The organism is Embleya australiensis (assembly GCF_051903075.1).
GTDB lineage: Bacteria > Actinomycetota > Actinomycetes > Streptomycetales > Streptomycetaceae > Embleya.
This window is the reverse complement of the sequence record NZ_CP182423.1, coordinates 2,654,039-2,669,618: the sequence shown is the minus strand read 5'-3', so window position 1 is coordinate 2,669,618 and position 15,580 is coordinate 2,654,039. Positions and strand designations below refer to the sequence as shown.

Sequence of the window (15,580 nt, the reverse complement as noted above, 5' to 3'; positions counted from 1 at the left end):
GGCCGGTGGGTGACGCCTGAAGGTACGCCCGGTTAACAACCGTAAACGATCGATATGATGTCGAATCTGATTGGCGAGGGTGGACACTATGTCCATGCCCATATCGCACTCGGCCGATCTTCCCGGCATTATCCGCATTTCCGACCTGGTGGCCCTCCCCGAGTTGCGCCTGGCCGTGGTGTCCGGCGCCGAGCACCTGGACCGCCGGGTCGAGGCGGCGCATGTGTCCGAGCTGCTCTCCCCGGGGCAGTGGCTCCAGGGCGGCGAGCTGTTGATGACCATCGGCCTGCTGCTGCCGATGACCGATCGGGACTGCGCGGCGTACGTGCGCGATGTCGCGGGTGCGGGCGCCTGCGCGCTGGTCCTCGGTCTGGGGCGGGAGCTGCCCCACCAGCGGGCGCCCGAGCCGCTGATCCGGGCCGCCGGGGACGCCGGGCTGCCGCTGCTCACGGTGCCGGACGAGGTGCCGTTCATCGCGGTCACGAAGGCGGTCTTCGCGGCCCGGGCGGCGCAGCAGCGGTTGGCCCTGGAGCACGCCTTCGAGGCGCAGCGCCGGTTGACCATCGCGGCGGCGTCGGGCAATGGCGTGCTGGCCACGCTGCGGGCCTGGCGGGCGGCGACCGGGGTGGACGCGATCGTCGCCGACCCGGTGGGCCGGCTGGTCGCGGACAGCCTGGCGGGCCCGCCCGAGGCGCCGGGAGCCGACGGCTCGGCGGACGCGGTGGCGTTGCTGGCCGCCAGTACCGACCTGATCCGCCGGGTGGCCGCGCGCGGGCTGCACGGCAGCGGGAGCAGCAGCGACGCCGAGGGGGTGCGGGTGGAGGTGCAGCCGTTGGGCGCCCGGCGGCTGCGCGGGCTGTTGGTGCTGGCGGGGCCGGTGGAGTCGGCGGCTCGGTTGTTGGTGTCCGGGCTGGTGTCCCTGCTGTCGCTGGAGCTGGAGCGGCGGCATCTGGCCGACGAGCCGGTACGTCGCCGGCGGGCCGCGTTGTTGGGCCGGCTGCTCGCCCCGGGGACCACGGCCGAGCAGGCGCGGGACGTGCTGGCGGCGGCGGGGCTGGCGGCGGGGTCGGTGCGCGGGGTGGTGGTGGGCCTCGACGTGGGGCCGGGGGACGGCGGGGACGGCGGGGATCCGGCGGTGGGGGACGCGGCTGACGCGGCTGAACTGGCCGCCGATCTGGCTCTGGCGTTGCCCGGCGGGCTGGTCAGGGTGACGGGCGGGGCGGTGGAGGCGGTGTTCGGGGCGGATCTGGACGTGTACGCGATCCTCGGCCGGTTCGCGCCCGGGCGGCCGGCGGGCGTCGGGCCGGCGGTCGAGCCGGACGCGGCCGGGTCGTCGATCCGCCAGGCCCGCAGTCTGCTGGCGGTCAGCCGGGCGGCGGGGCATCCGGTGGAGGCCCGGCACGGGACCGCGAGCCGGTTGCTGCTGGGGCTTGCGGACGCGCGCACGCTGGCGGGCTACGCGGATGCCGTGCTGGGGCCGATCGATGCGGCCGATCCCGGGGGCGAGTTGGTCGCGACGCTGGCCGTGTGGCTGGAGACGGGCGGGTCGTGGGACGAGACGAGTCGGCGGCTGGACGTGCATCGGCACACCGTGCGCAATCGGGTGGACAAGGCGATGCGGGTGGCCGGGCGGCGGGTGGAGAGTGGGGACGATCGGTTCGATCTGTGGCTGGCGGCCCGCATCCGTCGCGACAGTCCGGGTTGATCGTCCCCACACTCGGGCCGTGGGGCAGCCTTGGCCTTAAGCGCACCCGAGCCGTGCGGCAGCCTCTGGCCTCAAGCGCACCCGAGCCGTGCGACAGCCTCTGGCCTCAAGCGCCGGCCGGGCTGAGTGGCCTCAAACGCCGGCCGGGCTATTTGGGCTCAAGCGCCGCCCGGCTGCTTGGGCTCAAACGCCGGCCGGGCTATTTGGGCTCGACTGCCGGATCGGCTGCTTGGCTCACGTGCCCGCCCGGGTGCTTGGCTTGGGTGACGGTTCGGCTGTTTGTGGGCTGGGGGTGGGTCAGGCGACTACCGCTGGGGCGGATTCGTTGGGGCCCGTTGAGGTGTTGGGCTTGGTGGGTTGGAGGCTCCTGGATTTGGTGGGGGTTTTCGAGTCGGGGTTTCCGGCGTCCGGGGTGGGGGGTGTGTTGCGGGTGAGCAGGTTGTCGAGGGCGAAGCTGCCGGCTCCGAAGACGACGATCAGGAGCAGGGACCAGCAGAACAGCACGGAGAGTTCGCCGCCGTTCTGCAGCGGCCACAGGTCCTCCTTCTGGTGCTCGGTGAAGTAGGCGTAGGCCATCGAGCCGGAGGACAGGAACGCGGCGGCGCGGGTGCCCAACCCGAGCAACACCAGTCCTCCGCCGACGAGTTGAATGACTGCCGCGTACCAGCCGGGCCACTCGCCCGCGGGGACGGTGCCGCGCCCGCTGTCCGGGAAGCCGAACAACGACGCGGCGCCGTGGCAGGTGAACAGCAATCCGATGACGATTCGGAACAGCCCGAGGACATGGGGTTTCGCCGATTCGACGGCGGCGTGCGGAACTGGGGACATCGGACGCTCCTGGGGGACGGATGCGGGAGATTGGTCCAGACCAGATTCGAGCGGCCGGCCCGGTAGCGACAATGCCGGGCTCCGCAACTGTCACAAAATGGCACAGCACCCGCGTGGACACCGAGGGCCGAACGGGCGACGCTGCCGGTGCCGCCGACTTCCGGGACGGCGGACACCGCTCCCGGGCCGTCGCGCCCGGGAGCGGCGCACGGACCGGCTTCGGGTGGCGCCCGATCCGCCATCCGTCGGGCGTCTGCGCCGAACACCCGTACCGGCGCGCGCCGTCGGTCGGCGCCGCCGTGCAATTGACCGGCAACCCCCTTTCACCGGGCTTTCGTTCGTTCTGCGGATCGGCTCGGACATCCCGGCCATCCGGTCGGTTCGATACCGCCGGAGGCCGCCCCACGCCCCGGACGTCGGCGACCTCGGCGGGTGACGTGACGGTGACAACAGGGGTGCAACGAGACCCAAGTTTCGTTTGACGTCCGGTGGATTCGCAGGGACAGTGTGTGTGCGCACCGATGCGAACAGTTGCCCCAGCCGCTATCGGGCGTTTCCTGGTCGACCCCGCACCCCCTTGCGAGGAGTGATCCGTTCATGGGCGTTTTTGCGGCGAAAGCTCACGACCGAATGATCCCGGAGCGGTGGGCCGACTGTCCGAGGGCGCCGCACCTGGGCTCGAACCCCCGTACATGGACCGCCACTTGGTCTCGCGGGAGCCGGCCGCATCCCGTGCCCTGATGCCCCGGACCCGCGTCCACCCCGAGCGGCCATGACCCGCTCACGGACACCCGCCCTCCCGGACACCGGTCCGGATCGTGTCGAGGCCCGGCACCGGGTGACCGGAATGTCCGCGAACCGGAAGCGGAGGCGCCGCTACCGGCCGATCGGGACCCGATCGGCCCGGACCGGGCGCAGACCCCCAGCGGATCCGCCGATCCCGGACCACCCCGTCCCGGGCCGGCCCACGATCCACCGGCCGCCGGAACCCACCGCGTCGACGCCGCCGCAACCCTCCGCCGGCGGCCCGCCCGCGGGCCCCCGCTCGTCGCAAGTCCTCCCCCGCCGACCATCGTTCAGGGATCACTACCCGTGTTGCGATTACTCCGCCGTCCCGCTCACGTCGCTCACGCGACCCGCGCCGGCCGGCCGAACCGGCTCCTCCCGACGTCCGCCGCCCGCCGTCCGGCCGCGACCGCAGCCGCGACCGTGACCGCCGGTCCGCGGCACCCGGCGACGCCGAACCCGCCCGCGCACACCCGATCGGGCACGAGGGGCGAACACGGATGATGAGGATACGTCCCTCCCGCAAGGCGAGCGCGGCCGAGGCGAGCGCGGCACAGCCGACCGCCGACGCACCGCCCGACCCCTCTCCGCCCACCGGCACGGTCTTCGCGTCGCCGCCCGCCGTCGACCCGAACTCCCGTTCTCCGCTGCGGATTCGATTCGCAGCCCGGATCCGGCCCCGGGTCCGCGGGCTGATCACGCTCATGGTCGTCGTGCCCTCCGCGGGCATGGTCTTCTTCGCCGGATCCGCGATCCTGGACATGGTCGAGCAGGCACGGGCCGCCGACCACGCGCACGACTTGGTCCGCGTCTCCGCCGACGCGGGCGAGGTGGGCCGCCGACTCCAGGCCGAGAGCGCCGCCGCGGTCACCCTGCTCTCGCGCGGCCCCGGACCGATCACCAGCGCCGACTACCGCACCGCGATCGCCGCGAGCGAGACCGCCATCCGCCGCTACCAGGACCGCCGTCGCGGCCTGGAACCCGCTTCCACCGCCGAGCGCGACGCGCTGGCCGCCGTGGACATCGCGCTGCGCGGCCTGCCGGGTCTGCGCGTGCAGGTCGACCAGCGCGGCGTGGCCACCTCGGCGGCGGCCGTGCGCTATTGGGCGTGGATCGGCACCACCGTGGACCTGCGCGCCCGGGTCGCCCTCGACCCCGGCGTATCCGGCGAGACCGCCGGCCGGCTGCGCGCCATCACCGCGCTCGCCCAGGCCCGGGCCGCGCTCGGCCAGCAACAGGTCACCGTGCTGCGCTCGTTGGGCGCCGACCCGCTGGGCGGCCCGGTCCTCAAGGCATCCTCCACCGCGCGCGCCGCGCACGACCAGGCGCTGGAGGCGTTCGCGGTGACCGCGCCGTCGAAGTGGCGCGAACAACTGGCCCGATCGTTGTCCGGCCCGGAGATGATCCGCGTCGCGCAGACCGAGGACGCGCTCACGCGCGGCCCCCTGGAGCCCGAGGTCTGGCGCGCGGCGCTGGCCGAACGCGCCGACCGCGTCTGGTCGGTGGAGCAGGAGGCCGACGCCGACGTGGCCCGCGAGGTGGCCGACGTGGCCGACCACCGGTGGTGGCTGGCCGGCATCCAGGGCGCGGTGCTGATCGCCGCGGTGCTCGCCGCCGCCGCGGCCGCCGCCTGGCTCGGCCGACTACTGCACCGGCGCCTGCGGACCCTGGCCGAGCGGGTCACCGTGATGACCCAGGAGACGCTGCCCGCCGTCGAGGCCGACCTGCGTCGGCGCGACGCGCTGGCCCCGCACGAGACGGGTCGGACGTACGCGCTCAAGATGCTCGGCGCCAAGCCCGAACGCGAGCGCGGCGCCGACGAGATCGCCGACCTGGCCCGCGCGCTGACCACCCTCGCGTACAGCACGGTCGAGCACAGCGCCTCGCTGGTGCTGGCCCAGCGCGAGTACAACGACGCGCTCGGCGACGTCGCCCGGCGCATCCGGGTGCAGACCAGCCGGGTCAGCAGCGCGCTCGACCGGCTCCAGGAATCCAATCTGACGGTCGATCAGCTGGGTACGGTCTTCGAGGTCGACCACGGCAACGAGGGCACCAAGCGGCTCGCCGACTCGATCGCCGTGCTCAGTGGGCAACCGCCGAACCGGCTGTGGCCGGACACCCCGCTCTACGAGGTGGTCCGCGCCGGCGCCCAGCGGGTGACCAGCTACGAACGCCTGCCCGACATCGCGTTCAAGGGCATCCCGACCTCGATCGTCCTCGCCGGCGACACGGTCGGCGCGGTCACCCAGATCATCGGCGAGATCGTCGACAACGCGGCCCGCTTCTCCGGCCGGCACCAGGTGGAGATCACCGCCGCGCGCACCGAGGCGGGCGTGTTGGTGCGGATCCTGGACCAGGGCGTCGGCCACCACGACCCGGACCTGCTCAACCGGCGGCTCAGGGCCGACGTGGACGCGCTGCCGTCGCTGCGCCAGACCGGTCTGACCGTGGTCGCGCTCCAGGCCCGCCCGCTGGCCATCGACGTCGAACTGCGGCCCGGCACCGACGGCGGCACGGTCGTCGACATCGTGCTGCCGCACGCGATCATCGCCTCCGTCGGCCGGCACCGCCGCCGGGTGGACAACGGCGCCCGGCCGATCGCACCGCGACCCGCGCCCGCCGCCATCGCCGTCGGCACGAACGGAAGCAGCCCGAACACAGGCGCCCCTCACAGCCCCTTCGCAAGCGGCCCCAACGGCCACAGCCCGTTCGCGAGCGGCCCGAACGCCCACAGCCCCTTCGCGAACGGCCCGTACCCGCTCACCGCCAACGGCAACGGCAGCGGACCCGCCGACGCGCTCGGCGACGCCGCGAACGGCGCCGACCCGCACCTGCCCGGCCCGATCTCCGGCGGCCCGCTCCCCGCCAACCTCGCGCCCGAGTTGACCGCCCAGGGCCTGCCGCGGCGGGCGCGGCGCACGGGCCAACCGACCCAGTTCCGTCGTAGCGCCCCACCCACCCGTGACATCGCGCAGGCCAGCGCCGCCGCCGCCTCCTTCGGCCGCGGCGCCCGCGATCTGCCCTTCACCCGGACCCCCAAGGAATCCCCATGACCGAGCCCGCCGTCGACCAGAGCGTGCTCGACGACTTCATGCGCCAGTTCGTCCACGACCACGCCCCCGACGTGTTGCACGCGGTGGCCGCCAGCGGGGACTCGCTGCTGGTCGCCCAGGCCGCGCTGCCCGGTCGAATACGCCCCGACGAGGCGTCGCAGGCGGCATGGCTCGCGAACGCCGAGAAGATCGCGTCGAGCGCGCCCGGAGCCCTGCTCATGCAGGACTACAGCGCCGACCTGATGGGCCTGGGGCCGGTCAGTGTGCTGATGTCGCAGGCCGAGCACGGCCTGCTGCTCACCATGGGCAACACCGCTCCGGGCCCGGACGGACAGGTCCACCCCTCCGCGCTGATCGTGGCGACCACCTGGAACGCCGACGTCGGTCAGCTGATCCGGGCGATGCACGCGTTGATGGAGCGGGTCGGCCCCTCGCTGACCCCGCTCGCGCGCGGCCGCGGCCTCCAGCCGCAACCCGCGCGTATGCCCGCCCCCAGCCGGGTCTTCTGATCCGAACGGCCCGGCTGCCCCACCGAGCGATCCGGCCATCCGCCCGGGTCGCCCGGCGTACTCGCGCGCCCGGCCCACCGGCCGATCCGGCGCATCGCGCCCCGCGTGGCTCCCGCACGTCCCGGGACGCACTCCCGAGATCCGCGTCCCGCGCCGTCGCGGGTGAGCCGCCGACCCGAGCGGAGTTCGACCCGTTTCGCGTACCCCGTTTCGCGTACCCCGTTTCGCGCATCCCGTCCGCGCCACGACGGTCGGCGCCCGGCCCGTCCGGCGGCACCCCGTCCACGCTCCTTCCGTCCGTGCTCTTCCAGTCCGAGAGAGAGACCGACATGCGCAGCTCCATACGTAGACGGATCCGCTCCACTCGCACTCCCGTGGCCCTCGCCACCGGGCTCCTCCTCGTGCTGTCCGCGTGCTCGGGCAGCGCGGCCGGGAACGACAAGGGCAAGGCCGCCGACGAGGTGGCCAAGATCGGCCTGCTCACCCCGGCCACCGGCCCCTACGCCGCGGTCGGCGAGGACACCCGCGCCGGCCTCGAGCTGTACCGGGACACGCACGGCGGCAAACTCGGCGGCCTCAAGGCGGACATCGTGGTGCGCGACGAGGGCGCGGGACCGCCGACCGCCGTCCCGGCCGCGACCGAACTGGTAAAGCAGCAGAACGTGTTGGCCATCACCGGCATCGTCAGCGGCGGCAGCGTGGCCGGCGTGTTGCCGATCGCCGCCGCCAACAACACCGCGCTGATGGGTGTGGCCGGTCGTCCCGAGTTCCCCGACCCCAAACTGACCGCGCACGTCTGGTCGTTCAACACCCAGTCCTACGAGGCCGGCGCCGCCGCCGGGCCCTGGGTCAAGGAGCACGTCAACGGCCCGGTCTACGCGATCGGCCCGGACTACCAGGGTGGCTGGGACCAACTCAAGGGCTTCACGGAGTCGTTCACCAAGGCCGGTGGCACGCTGGCCAATCCGGACGGCAAGACCACGTTCACCCCGTTCCCCGGCACGCAGAACTTCCTGCCCTACCTGAACAAGATCGCGCAGAGCGGCGCCAAGGCGGTCTACACCTTCTACGCCGGCACCGCGGCGGTCGACTTCGTGAAGCAGTACCGGGCGTCCGAGGCGGCCAAACTCCCGCTGTACGCGAGTGGTCCGCTGACCGAGGGACGCCAACTCGACGCCCAGTCCGACGCCGCCGCCGGCATCACCACGTTCGCCACCTACGGTGCGGATCTGGACAACCCGGCGAACCGCGCCTTCGTCGCCGCGTGGCAGCAGCGGCACCCCGACCGCAGCCCGACGATCTACGCGGTCGCCGCGTGGGACATCGCCCGCTCCCTGGACAGCGCCATCGGCGCGGTCCGCGCGCAGAAGAAGCCGCTCACTCCCGAGGCGGTGAACACCGCCCTGGGCAATGTCGGTCAGATCGACAGCCCGCGCGGCGCGATGCAGCTGAACCCGGCCACCCACTCGCCGGTGCAGCAGTGGTACCGCTTCGAGGTGCGCAACGACGGCCCCAAGCGGGCCAATGTCGCGGTCGAGCAACTGGCCGTGCTGGGCGGCTGATCCGCCCTCCCCCACCCTCCACCCCACCCACGCGAGGAGCCGGCCTTGTACGCGTTCGCCGAAGCCGACGACATCACCTACCAGTTGGAGACCCTGCAACGCCTGCTCGACCCGACCACCCGAATGGTGCTGGACTCGCTCGACACCCCGACCGGCCAGGAGTGGCTGGAGATCGGGTACGGCCTGGGCAGCATCGCCCGTGAACTCTCCCGCCGGATCGGCCCCTCCGGCGCCGTGCACGCCACCGACCTGGCCGCACGCTCGGTGTCGGCGCCGACGGGTGGCGCGCCCATCCACACCTTCCCGCTCGACCTGCGCACCGACACCCTGCCGCCGCGACCGTTCCTGGGCATCCACGGCCGGCTGGTGCTGCTGCACATACCCGAACGCCGGGAGATCCTGACCCGCCTGGTCGAGGCCCTGGAGCCGGGCGGCGTACTGGTCCTGGAGGACTGGTTCTGCCCGACCGCGCCGCGCGTGCTGAACTGCGCCGATTCGACCGACGCCAAGATCTTCACCGAGGTGGTCGAGGGCATCCTGGCGGTGCTGCGCAATCGGGGCGCCGACCTCGAATGGGCGGCGTCCACGTACGAGGCGTTCGCCGAGGCGGGGCTGACCGGGATCCGCGCCGTGCGTACCGAACCCGATTGCGCGGGTCCGGGCCCGGCGCACCGCCTGTACGCCTGCAACGCGCGGCAACTGCGTCCCCAACTCACGGCGTTGGGTGTGGCCGACGAACTCCTGGACCGCTTCCAGGAGATCGTGCTCCAACCGGACCTGGTCACCACGGGTTGGCGGCTGATCTCCACGGTCGGCACCAAGCCGGGCGAGCACTGACCGTCGACACCGGACCGGCCGACCATCGAGCGCCGGCGCCGCGTGCGACCACCCGCCGGCCCGAAACCACCCGGTTTCGGGCCGGCGGCTTGTGCGCTCGGCGCCCCGTCACAGGTGGTGGAACGTCGGGTGCGGGTGCATCAGGAAGTCGTGGTGGGAAATGTTCCACGCGTAGGCGCCGGCCATCGCGAACACGACGCGGTCGCCGAGCGCCAGCCGGGAGACCGGTCGGCGGCGGGCGAACACGTCCTTGGGGGTGCACAGTTGGCCGACCAGGGTGACCTCGGCGGCGGTCACCTGCGGGCGCGGCCACGGATGCGGCCACGGATGTGCGCTCGGCAGGACGGCGAAGGGCTGGTCGTGTCCCTTGGCCGCGGGGGTGCGCAGGTGGTGGGTGCCGCCGCGGAGCACCGCGAAGGCCGCGCCGTGGCTGTGCTTGAGATCCAGCACCTCGGTGGCGTACCAACCGCAGTAGGCGGTCAGCGCCCGACCCGGTTCGATCCGCAGGGACAAGTCCGCACGGTCGGCGAGGATTTCCGCCATCCCGGCGCCCAGGCGGGCCCAGTCGAAGCGGGCGGTGGGGTCGGTGTACTCGACCGCCATGCCGCCGCCGACGTTGACCTCGGGCAGGGCAATCCGTTGCCGGTCGGCGACCGTTCGGGTCCAGTCGACGATCCGCGCGGCGACGGCGACCTGGGTGTCCGCGTCCAGTCCGCCGGCCAGGTGCGCGTGAATCCCGCGCACCCGGACCCGGCCGGCGTCCGGACCGCGCAGCAGGTGCAGGCACGCCTCGGCGTCGTCCGGGTCCAGGCCGAACGGGGACGGATCGCCGCCCATGATCAGCGCCGCGCCGCGCAACAGGGCGCCGTCCAGGGGCAGATTGACCCGCAGCAGCACATCGACGTCGCGGTCGGGCGTATGCCGGCCGGCGAACGCGATCAGGCGGTGCAGTTCGGCGCGGCTCTCCACGTGGATGCGTTCGACGCCCGCCCGCAGCGCGGCGATCAGCTCGGCGTCGGTCTTGCCCGGGCCGCCGAAGGCGATCCGGGCCTCGGGCATGTGGGCGCGCACATGCGCGAGTTCCCCGCCCGAGGAGACCTCGAAGCCGCTCACGGAACCGTCCAGCGCGGTCAGGATCTCCGGTGCCGGGTTGGCCTTTGCCGCGTAGTACACCTCGACCCGCTCGGGCAGCGCGGCGCGCACCGCCGCCGCGTGTGCCCGCAGCCCGGCCCGGTCGTACAGGTACGCGGGCAACGCCTCGGGGGCGAGGTCGGCGACGTGGGCGCGGATGTGCGGGGGGATCATCGGATGCTCCGGACGGGGGTGCGGGGTGCGCCGTCGGGGGTCGGCTCGACCGGCGGCGCGGGGATGCGGACGTATTCCGCCTCGCGGTCGGCGCGCCGCTCCCAGCGAGCGAGGAGGTTGGCCTTGGCGGGCAGCGGCGCGCCCGCGAGCAGGGCGCGCAGCGGTTCGGGATCTCTGTGTTCGGCGGCGCACTCGGCCAGGACCGCGTGGACCAGTGCCCAGCAGCGGGCCTCCAGGCGCGGATGGACGTCGACCAGCGCGGCGAGCATTTCGGCGATGTTGTTGACCAGCAGGCAGTAGACCACGCGGTCCCAGCCGCGCCGGGCGTCGTAGGTCATCGGCGCGGCCACCGACGGCGGCAGCGCGGCCAGCACGGTGGCGTGCGGCCCGGGAAGCAGCTTGGTCCCCTCCATGTCGCGCATCAGCACCTGCCGGGGCCGACCGCCGGCGTCCACCGCGACCAGGACGTTCTGGAGGTGCGGTTCCAGGACCACGCCGTGTGCGAAGTAGTGGGCCAGCACCGGCGGGACGAGCAGCCGCAGGTAGTCCTCCCACCAGTGCAGCGCGTCGTCGGGCCCGGCGCCGTCGAGCAGTCGGGACAGGTGCGCGGACCCGGTCGGGTACTCGGCGGCCACGGCGGCGGCGAGCAGCGGCGTGGTCCCGGACCGCAGCCGCGTGTCGAGCCCGTCGCGGACGATCACCCCGAAGCCTTCGAGGAGTTCGGGGGCGACGTCGGCCGACAGGCTGCGGTAGGCGGGCTCGCCGAGGATGGCGAAGTCGGGAAAGCGGGTGGCTGTGCGGGCCGCGATCGGGGCCAGCGCCCGGGTGAGCGCGACGGCGCCGGACAGTTCGTAGGCGGCGTTCTTGCGTACGCAGTTGGTGATGCGCACGTTCAGGCTGAATTTGAGGAACACTCCGGCGCCGGCGAGGGTGCGTACCGACGCGGTGGGGGCGAAGTGCGGGCCGGCCTCGCCCAGGTCGCGGATGTCGCCGCGGAGCAGTGCGGCGCGCAGGCGCGGGTGGCCGGCGAGGAGTTCGTACTGCCACGGGTGCGCGGGGAGCAGGGTGTAGCCGGCCGGCACCGGGCCGAGCCGGTCCAGGACGGCGGTGTCGGCGGCGGATATGCGCTCCTGGGCGACGAGTTCGCTGCGTACGGCGAGGTGTCGCAGCCGGAACTCGGCGCGGGCCTCGGGGGCGTAGGCGGCCCAGGTGGTCGGGTCGGTGCCGCGCGCCTTGGGGGTGGGGTGGAAGCGGTGTCCGAACAGCAGCGCCTGTTCCGACTCCAGGTAGCGCGACGCGGGCGGCGCGGCGCGGCGCGCCAGCCCGGCGGCCACACCCGCGTGGCTGGAGGCGAGTTGGCCCAGAAACTCGTCGTTGGGCACACCGGTACGCATGTCCAGTTCGCGGTGCACCCGCCGGCCCAGCTCGGACCAGGACAGCGCATGCCAAGCGGGCCCGCGTCGTTCGCTCACCGGCCCGGTGAAGCGGTGGTCGCCGAGCAGGGAGGTGCGTCGCAGCCGGACCCGCAGTTCGGTACCGGATCGGGCCAGCCACAACCGCAGGTGACCGCCGTCGGGCTCGACCACGCTGTGCCGTTCGGGGCCGCAAACCTCCCGGAGCAGGCAGTTGAGCAGGGTGTGCGCGACGGCGTCGTCGGCCGAGGGCGGCGCGGGCGGGGCCTCGGCGGCGGGGGCCGCGGTGGTCGTGGGTCGGGCCGACTGCGGCGACATGGGCGACTCCGGCGGGTCTTGGCAGGTGCGAGGTGCGCGATGTGCGGTGCGAGGTGTGCGGCTCGGGGCCGTGGCGTGGGCGGGCCGCTACGGGGTTTCGGCCGGACGGCGCAGGTAGTTCGGTCCGGTCGTGTAGTGCTTGTTGATGTCGGCAGCGCCGGAGCGCTCCTTGGTGAGCAGGGTCCCGGCGGTGACCATCGCCTTGATCGGGAGCCGGTCCGCGTCGAGGATCCGGCGGCGCAACCACGGATCCGCCATCTCCGCCAGCCGGTCGTGTACCAAGCGCAGCAGTCGGGCGCTTTCGGCGTCCGGCAGGGCGAATGCCAGGGCGCCGGCGCACAGATGCACGGTGATGGTGACGAACAGGTCGGCAAGCGGCCCGTCGTCGGGGCTGTAGGTACGCGGGTCGTCGAAGCCGTCGTGCTCGACCGGGCAGCGGGCCCGGTTGATCCGGGGCCCGTCGTTGTCCTTGAGCAGGAGGCGCATGGGGCGGTCGTCGGCGAGTACGAGGGAGAGGTTCTGCGGGTGCGATTCGAGTGCGACGCCGTACCGGAAGAGTGTGGTCTGCCAGTCCAGGAGCAGCGTGAGGTAGGCGTCGAGCAGCGCGAACCGGTCGCCGCCGTACCAGCGTTCGGCGACCCGGTTGAGAACGGACGTGCCGTCGTGCACCCGGGCGAGCAGGGCGGCGACGGGGAGTACGAGGGTGTCGTCGGGCAGGTTCGGGTAGCGGCGCACCAGGACGGCGAGCAGTTCGTGGCAGGCGTGCAGGTGGGTCTGTTCGTCGGCGAGCAACACCCGGTCTCGTAAGCGGGGTTCGCGGTCCAGGACGGCGGCGAGCAGGCGTTGTCCGGCGGCGCCGTCGACGAGCGTGCCGGGTTTGATGGTGCGTCGGTTGCGCATGCCGAGGGTGGCGATCGGCAGCGGGAGCTTGAGGTGTACGCCGGGGTGGTCGAGCACGGCGACGGTGCGCATCGACAGGGTCGGCCGCACGTCCAGGTGGGCCGGTGCGGTGGGCACGGCCGGGTGCGGGAGTCGGTCGAGGGTGAGGGGGTGTACCGGCAGCGCGAGCCGGCTGTGTTCCAGGTCGGGTCGGCCGAGTGTGGTGGGGGTGGGCCACCAGTCGGGCAGGGTGCCGGTGAGCGTGGCCGCGTCGTGCGGGAGCAGGGCCCAGCGCAGCCGGAAGGTCGGGTGGTGTTCGGGGGCGTAGCGGCGAAGCGCCGCCGCGTCCAGGCCGGAACGGGCGCGCGGGGTCGGGTGGATGGGGTGGTCGAGATGTGCGGCGAGGGTGTCGAGGGCCGGGCCGGCGCGCAGTCCGGTCCAGGTGCTCGGGTCCGGGCCGTGGTCGGCGGCGAGCCGGGCCCGGACTGCCGGGATCGCGTCGGCCATGGCGCGGCCGGCCCGGGCCGACTGGCGGCACTCCTCGGCGAAGTCGTCGAAGCCGGAGCGGTCGCGGGGGTCGGCCTGGTCGCGCAGGCCGGCCAACACGGCGCCGGTGGTGGTCAGTCGGGTGCCCTCGTGTTCGGCGAGCAGAAGCGGTTCGCGGGCCGCGTACTCGCACTGGAAACCGTCGGGACGCACAGGAATCAGCCAACTCGCCGTGCCATGCGGGGCGTTCAGTCGCAACCAGGTGCCGTCGGGCCGGTGCAGGGTTTCGGCGGTGGAGCGCAGGCCGAGGATGTCCTCGCGCAGTACGGCGTCGAGCACGCGTCGCAGTTGCTCGCCGTCGGGGGCGTTCGCCGACGCGCCGCGCCGGGCCGGGTCGGGTGGTGCCGGGTCGGCGACGGCGGGTTCGGTCACGGGGTGATGCCCCACGTGTGGTCGGCGAGGAACGCCTTGGCCGCGTGGTCGACCGCCGACCGGTCGGTACCGGTCGTGCGCAGCACGCCGAGGTAGTCCCGGTTGGAGTGGTGCAGTTCGTGGTGTTCGCCGATCGCCCGCAGCGGGTGGTAGTCCGTCCGCACACCCGCGTCGGAGGTGGTGTCCTCGCGGCCCGGAGCGGTGGTGAGCACGCCGGCACGGTCCGCGCACGGCCAGTCGATGCGGGCGTGCCGGTCGGTGTGCGCACCGAGGTCGGCGGGGAGGTCGTCGCCGAGGTGCACGCGCAGGATGTACTCGAAGAGCGGGATGTCCAGGACGTCGGCGAGCAGCAGGTCGCACTGGTCGCCGATGGCGCGGTAGTTGACCTCGATGATCCGGGGGCGACCGTCCTGGAGCACGAATTCGGTGTGACAGGCGCCGAATCCGACGCCGAGCGCGTCGAGCCGGTCCAGTACGCCGGCGGTGCTCGCGGCGGGCGGGTGGGGGACCAGATCCAGCCTCAGTTCGATGAAGTGTGGTGGCGGCGACAGGTGGGTGTGGAATCCGGCCACCACCCGTGTGCCGTTCCGGTCGCCGAGGGTTTCCAGGGTGTAGAGCTCGCCGCTCAGGAACTCCTCGACCACCAGCGCCGCGCCGGGCCGACGGGAGCGGATCTCGGCGCAGCTCGCCAGGAGTTGCCCGTCGTCGGCGACCAGCACCACGTCCTCACCCGCCACGCCCTCGCGGGGTTTGACCACGCACGGGAACGGCGGGTCGAGCGCGAGCAGTTCCTTCGCGTCCCGCTCCGGCGCCAGTTCGGCGGCCCAGACCGGGTCGACGGCCGTGGCGGCCAGCCGTCGGCGCATGTGTGCCTTGTTCTTGGCGTGCAGCGCGGCCCGCCATTCCTTGGCGGGGAGGTCGAACCAGGCGGCGGCCAGGGCGGTTTGCACCTGGAGGTGGTCGCTGTTGCTGAACACCGCGTCGGGGTGGGGGCCGTCGGCGATCCGGTCGATCACCGCGCGGAAGTCGCGGACGTCGCACTCCACGACCTCGACGAAGTCCCGGCCGCCGCACACCGCGAGGTGGGCCGGCACGTAGGCGGGGTCGGTGAGCAGGGTGACGTCCAGGCCCAGGCGGTGGGCGGCGGGCAGGAAGCCGTCGGTGACCGAGTCGGTGGGGTTGAGCGCGAGCAGGTACAGCCGCATGCGTGATCGCTCCCCCTCGGACACGTCGACTCGTCGATCCGGACGCCGGGCCCGGGCACGCCCCGCCCTCGGCGAACACACCCCGCCGCCGGGCGTCCCGACCCGGACCGGCCGGGGACCCGGACCAACTTAGGCTAGCCATACCTCCTGGCCAAATCCGGCCCTTGCCAAGCCCGTTCGGCCCAGTGTCGGCGCGTCGCGGGTGATCGTGAAACCCGCTCGGTCAGGCTAACCTAACTCCGACATCGTCCCGTGTCGTCCAC

At 73.4% G+C, this 15,580-nt stretch carries 10 protein-coding genes; 5 read left to right on the top strand and 5 right to left on the bottom strand.

What is annotated here, in order from left to right; all coding sequences use genetic code 11:
- Positions 1-94: 94 nt before the first annotated feature.
- Complete coding sequence (locus ACMXN5_RS41840; RefSeq protein ID WP_439680108.1) at positions 95-1,705, top strand: PucR family transcriptional regulator; 1,611 nt, start codon at positions 95-97, stop codon at positions 1,703-1,705.
- Between the two features lie 297 nt (positions 1,706-2,002).
- On the opposite strand, the gene ACMXN5_RS41835 is transcribed toward ACMXN5_RS41840, so the two are convergent.
- On the bottom strand, positions 2,003-2,533 hold the full coding sequence (locus ACMXN5_RS41835; protein ID WP_439680107.1) for a DoxX family protein: 531 nt from the start codon (positions 2,531-2,533) through the stop codon (positions 2,003-2,005).
- Between the two features lie 1,286 nt (positions 2,534-3,819).
- On the opposite strand from ACMXN5_RS41835, the gene ACMXN5_RS41830 reads away from it, so the two are divergent.
- From ACMXN5_RS41830 to ACMXN5_RS41815, 4 genes are all read left to right on the top strand, one after another.
- Positions 3,820-6,372, top strand: coding sequence for a nitrate- and nitrite sensing domain-containing protein (locus ACMXN5_RS41830; RefSeq protein WP_439680106.1), 2,553 nt, complete (start codon positions 3,820-3,822; stop codon positions 6,370-6,372).
- Positions 6,369-6,881, top strand: a complete 513-nt coding sequence (locus tag ACMXN5_RS41825; RefSeq protein ID WP_395797145.1) for a hypothetical protein — start codon at positions 6,369-6,371, stop codon at positions 6,879-6,881. Before ACMXN5_RS41830 ends, ACMXN5_RS41825 begins: the two co-directional genes overlap by 4 nt.
- 329 nt (positions 6,882-7,210) lie before the next feature.
- The gene (locus ACMXN5_RS41820; RefSeq protein WP_439680105.1) at positions 7,211-8,443 is read left to right on the top strand and encodes an ABC transporter substrate-binding protein; all 1,233 of its coding nucleotides are present in this window, start codon (positions 7,211-7,213) and stop codon (positions 8,441-8,443) included.
- A gap of 45 nt (positions 8,444-8,488) precedes the next feature.
- Complete coding sequence (locus tag ACMXN5_RS41815) at positions 8,489-9,280, top strand: class I SAM-dependent methyltransferase (protein ID WP_439680104.1); 792 nt, start codon at positions 8,489-8,491, stop codon at positions 9,278-9,280.
- A 108-nt stretch (positions 9,281-9,388) separates the two neighbouring features.
- Here ACMXN5_RS41815 and ACMXN5_RS41810 read toward each other — a convergent pair whose 3' ends face one another.
- From ACMXN5_RS41810 to ACMXN5_RS41795, 4 genes are all read right to left on the bottom strand, one after another.
- Positions 9,389-10,585, bottom strand: coding sequence for a type III PLP-dependent enzyme (locus tag ACMXN5_RS41810; protein WP_439680103.1), 1,197 nt, complete (start codon positions 10,583-10,585; stop codon positions 9,389-9,391).
- Entirely contained in the window at positions 10,582-12,315 is a 1,734-nt protein-coding gene (locus tag ACMXN5_RS41805; RefSeq protein ID WP_439680102.1) for an IucA/IucC family protein, read from the bottom strand. Before ACMXN5_RS41805 ends, ACMXN5_RS41810 begins: the two co-directional genes overlap by 4 nt.
- An 87-nt stretch (positions 12,316-12,402) precedes the next feature.
- On the bottom strand, positions 12,403-14,112 hold the full coding sequence (locus tag ACMXN5_RS41800; RefSeq protein ID WP_439680101.1) for an IucA/IucC family protein: 1,710 nt from the start codon (positions 14,110-14,112) through the stop codon (positions 12,403-12,405).
- Complete coding sequence (locus ACMXN5_RS41795; protein WP_439680100.1) at positions 14,109-15,317, bottom strand: ATP-grasp domain-containing protein; 1,209 nt, start codon at positions 15,315-15,317, stop codon at positions 14,109-14,111. Before ACMXN5_RS41795 ends, ACMXN5_RS41800 begins: the two co-directional genes overlap by 4 nt.
- Positions 15,318-15,580 lie beyond the last annotated feature (263 nt).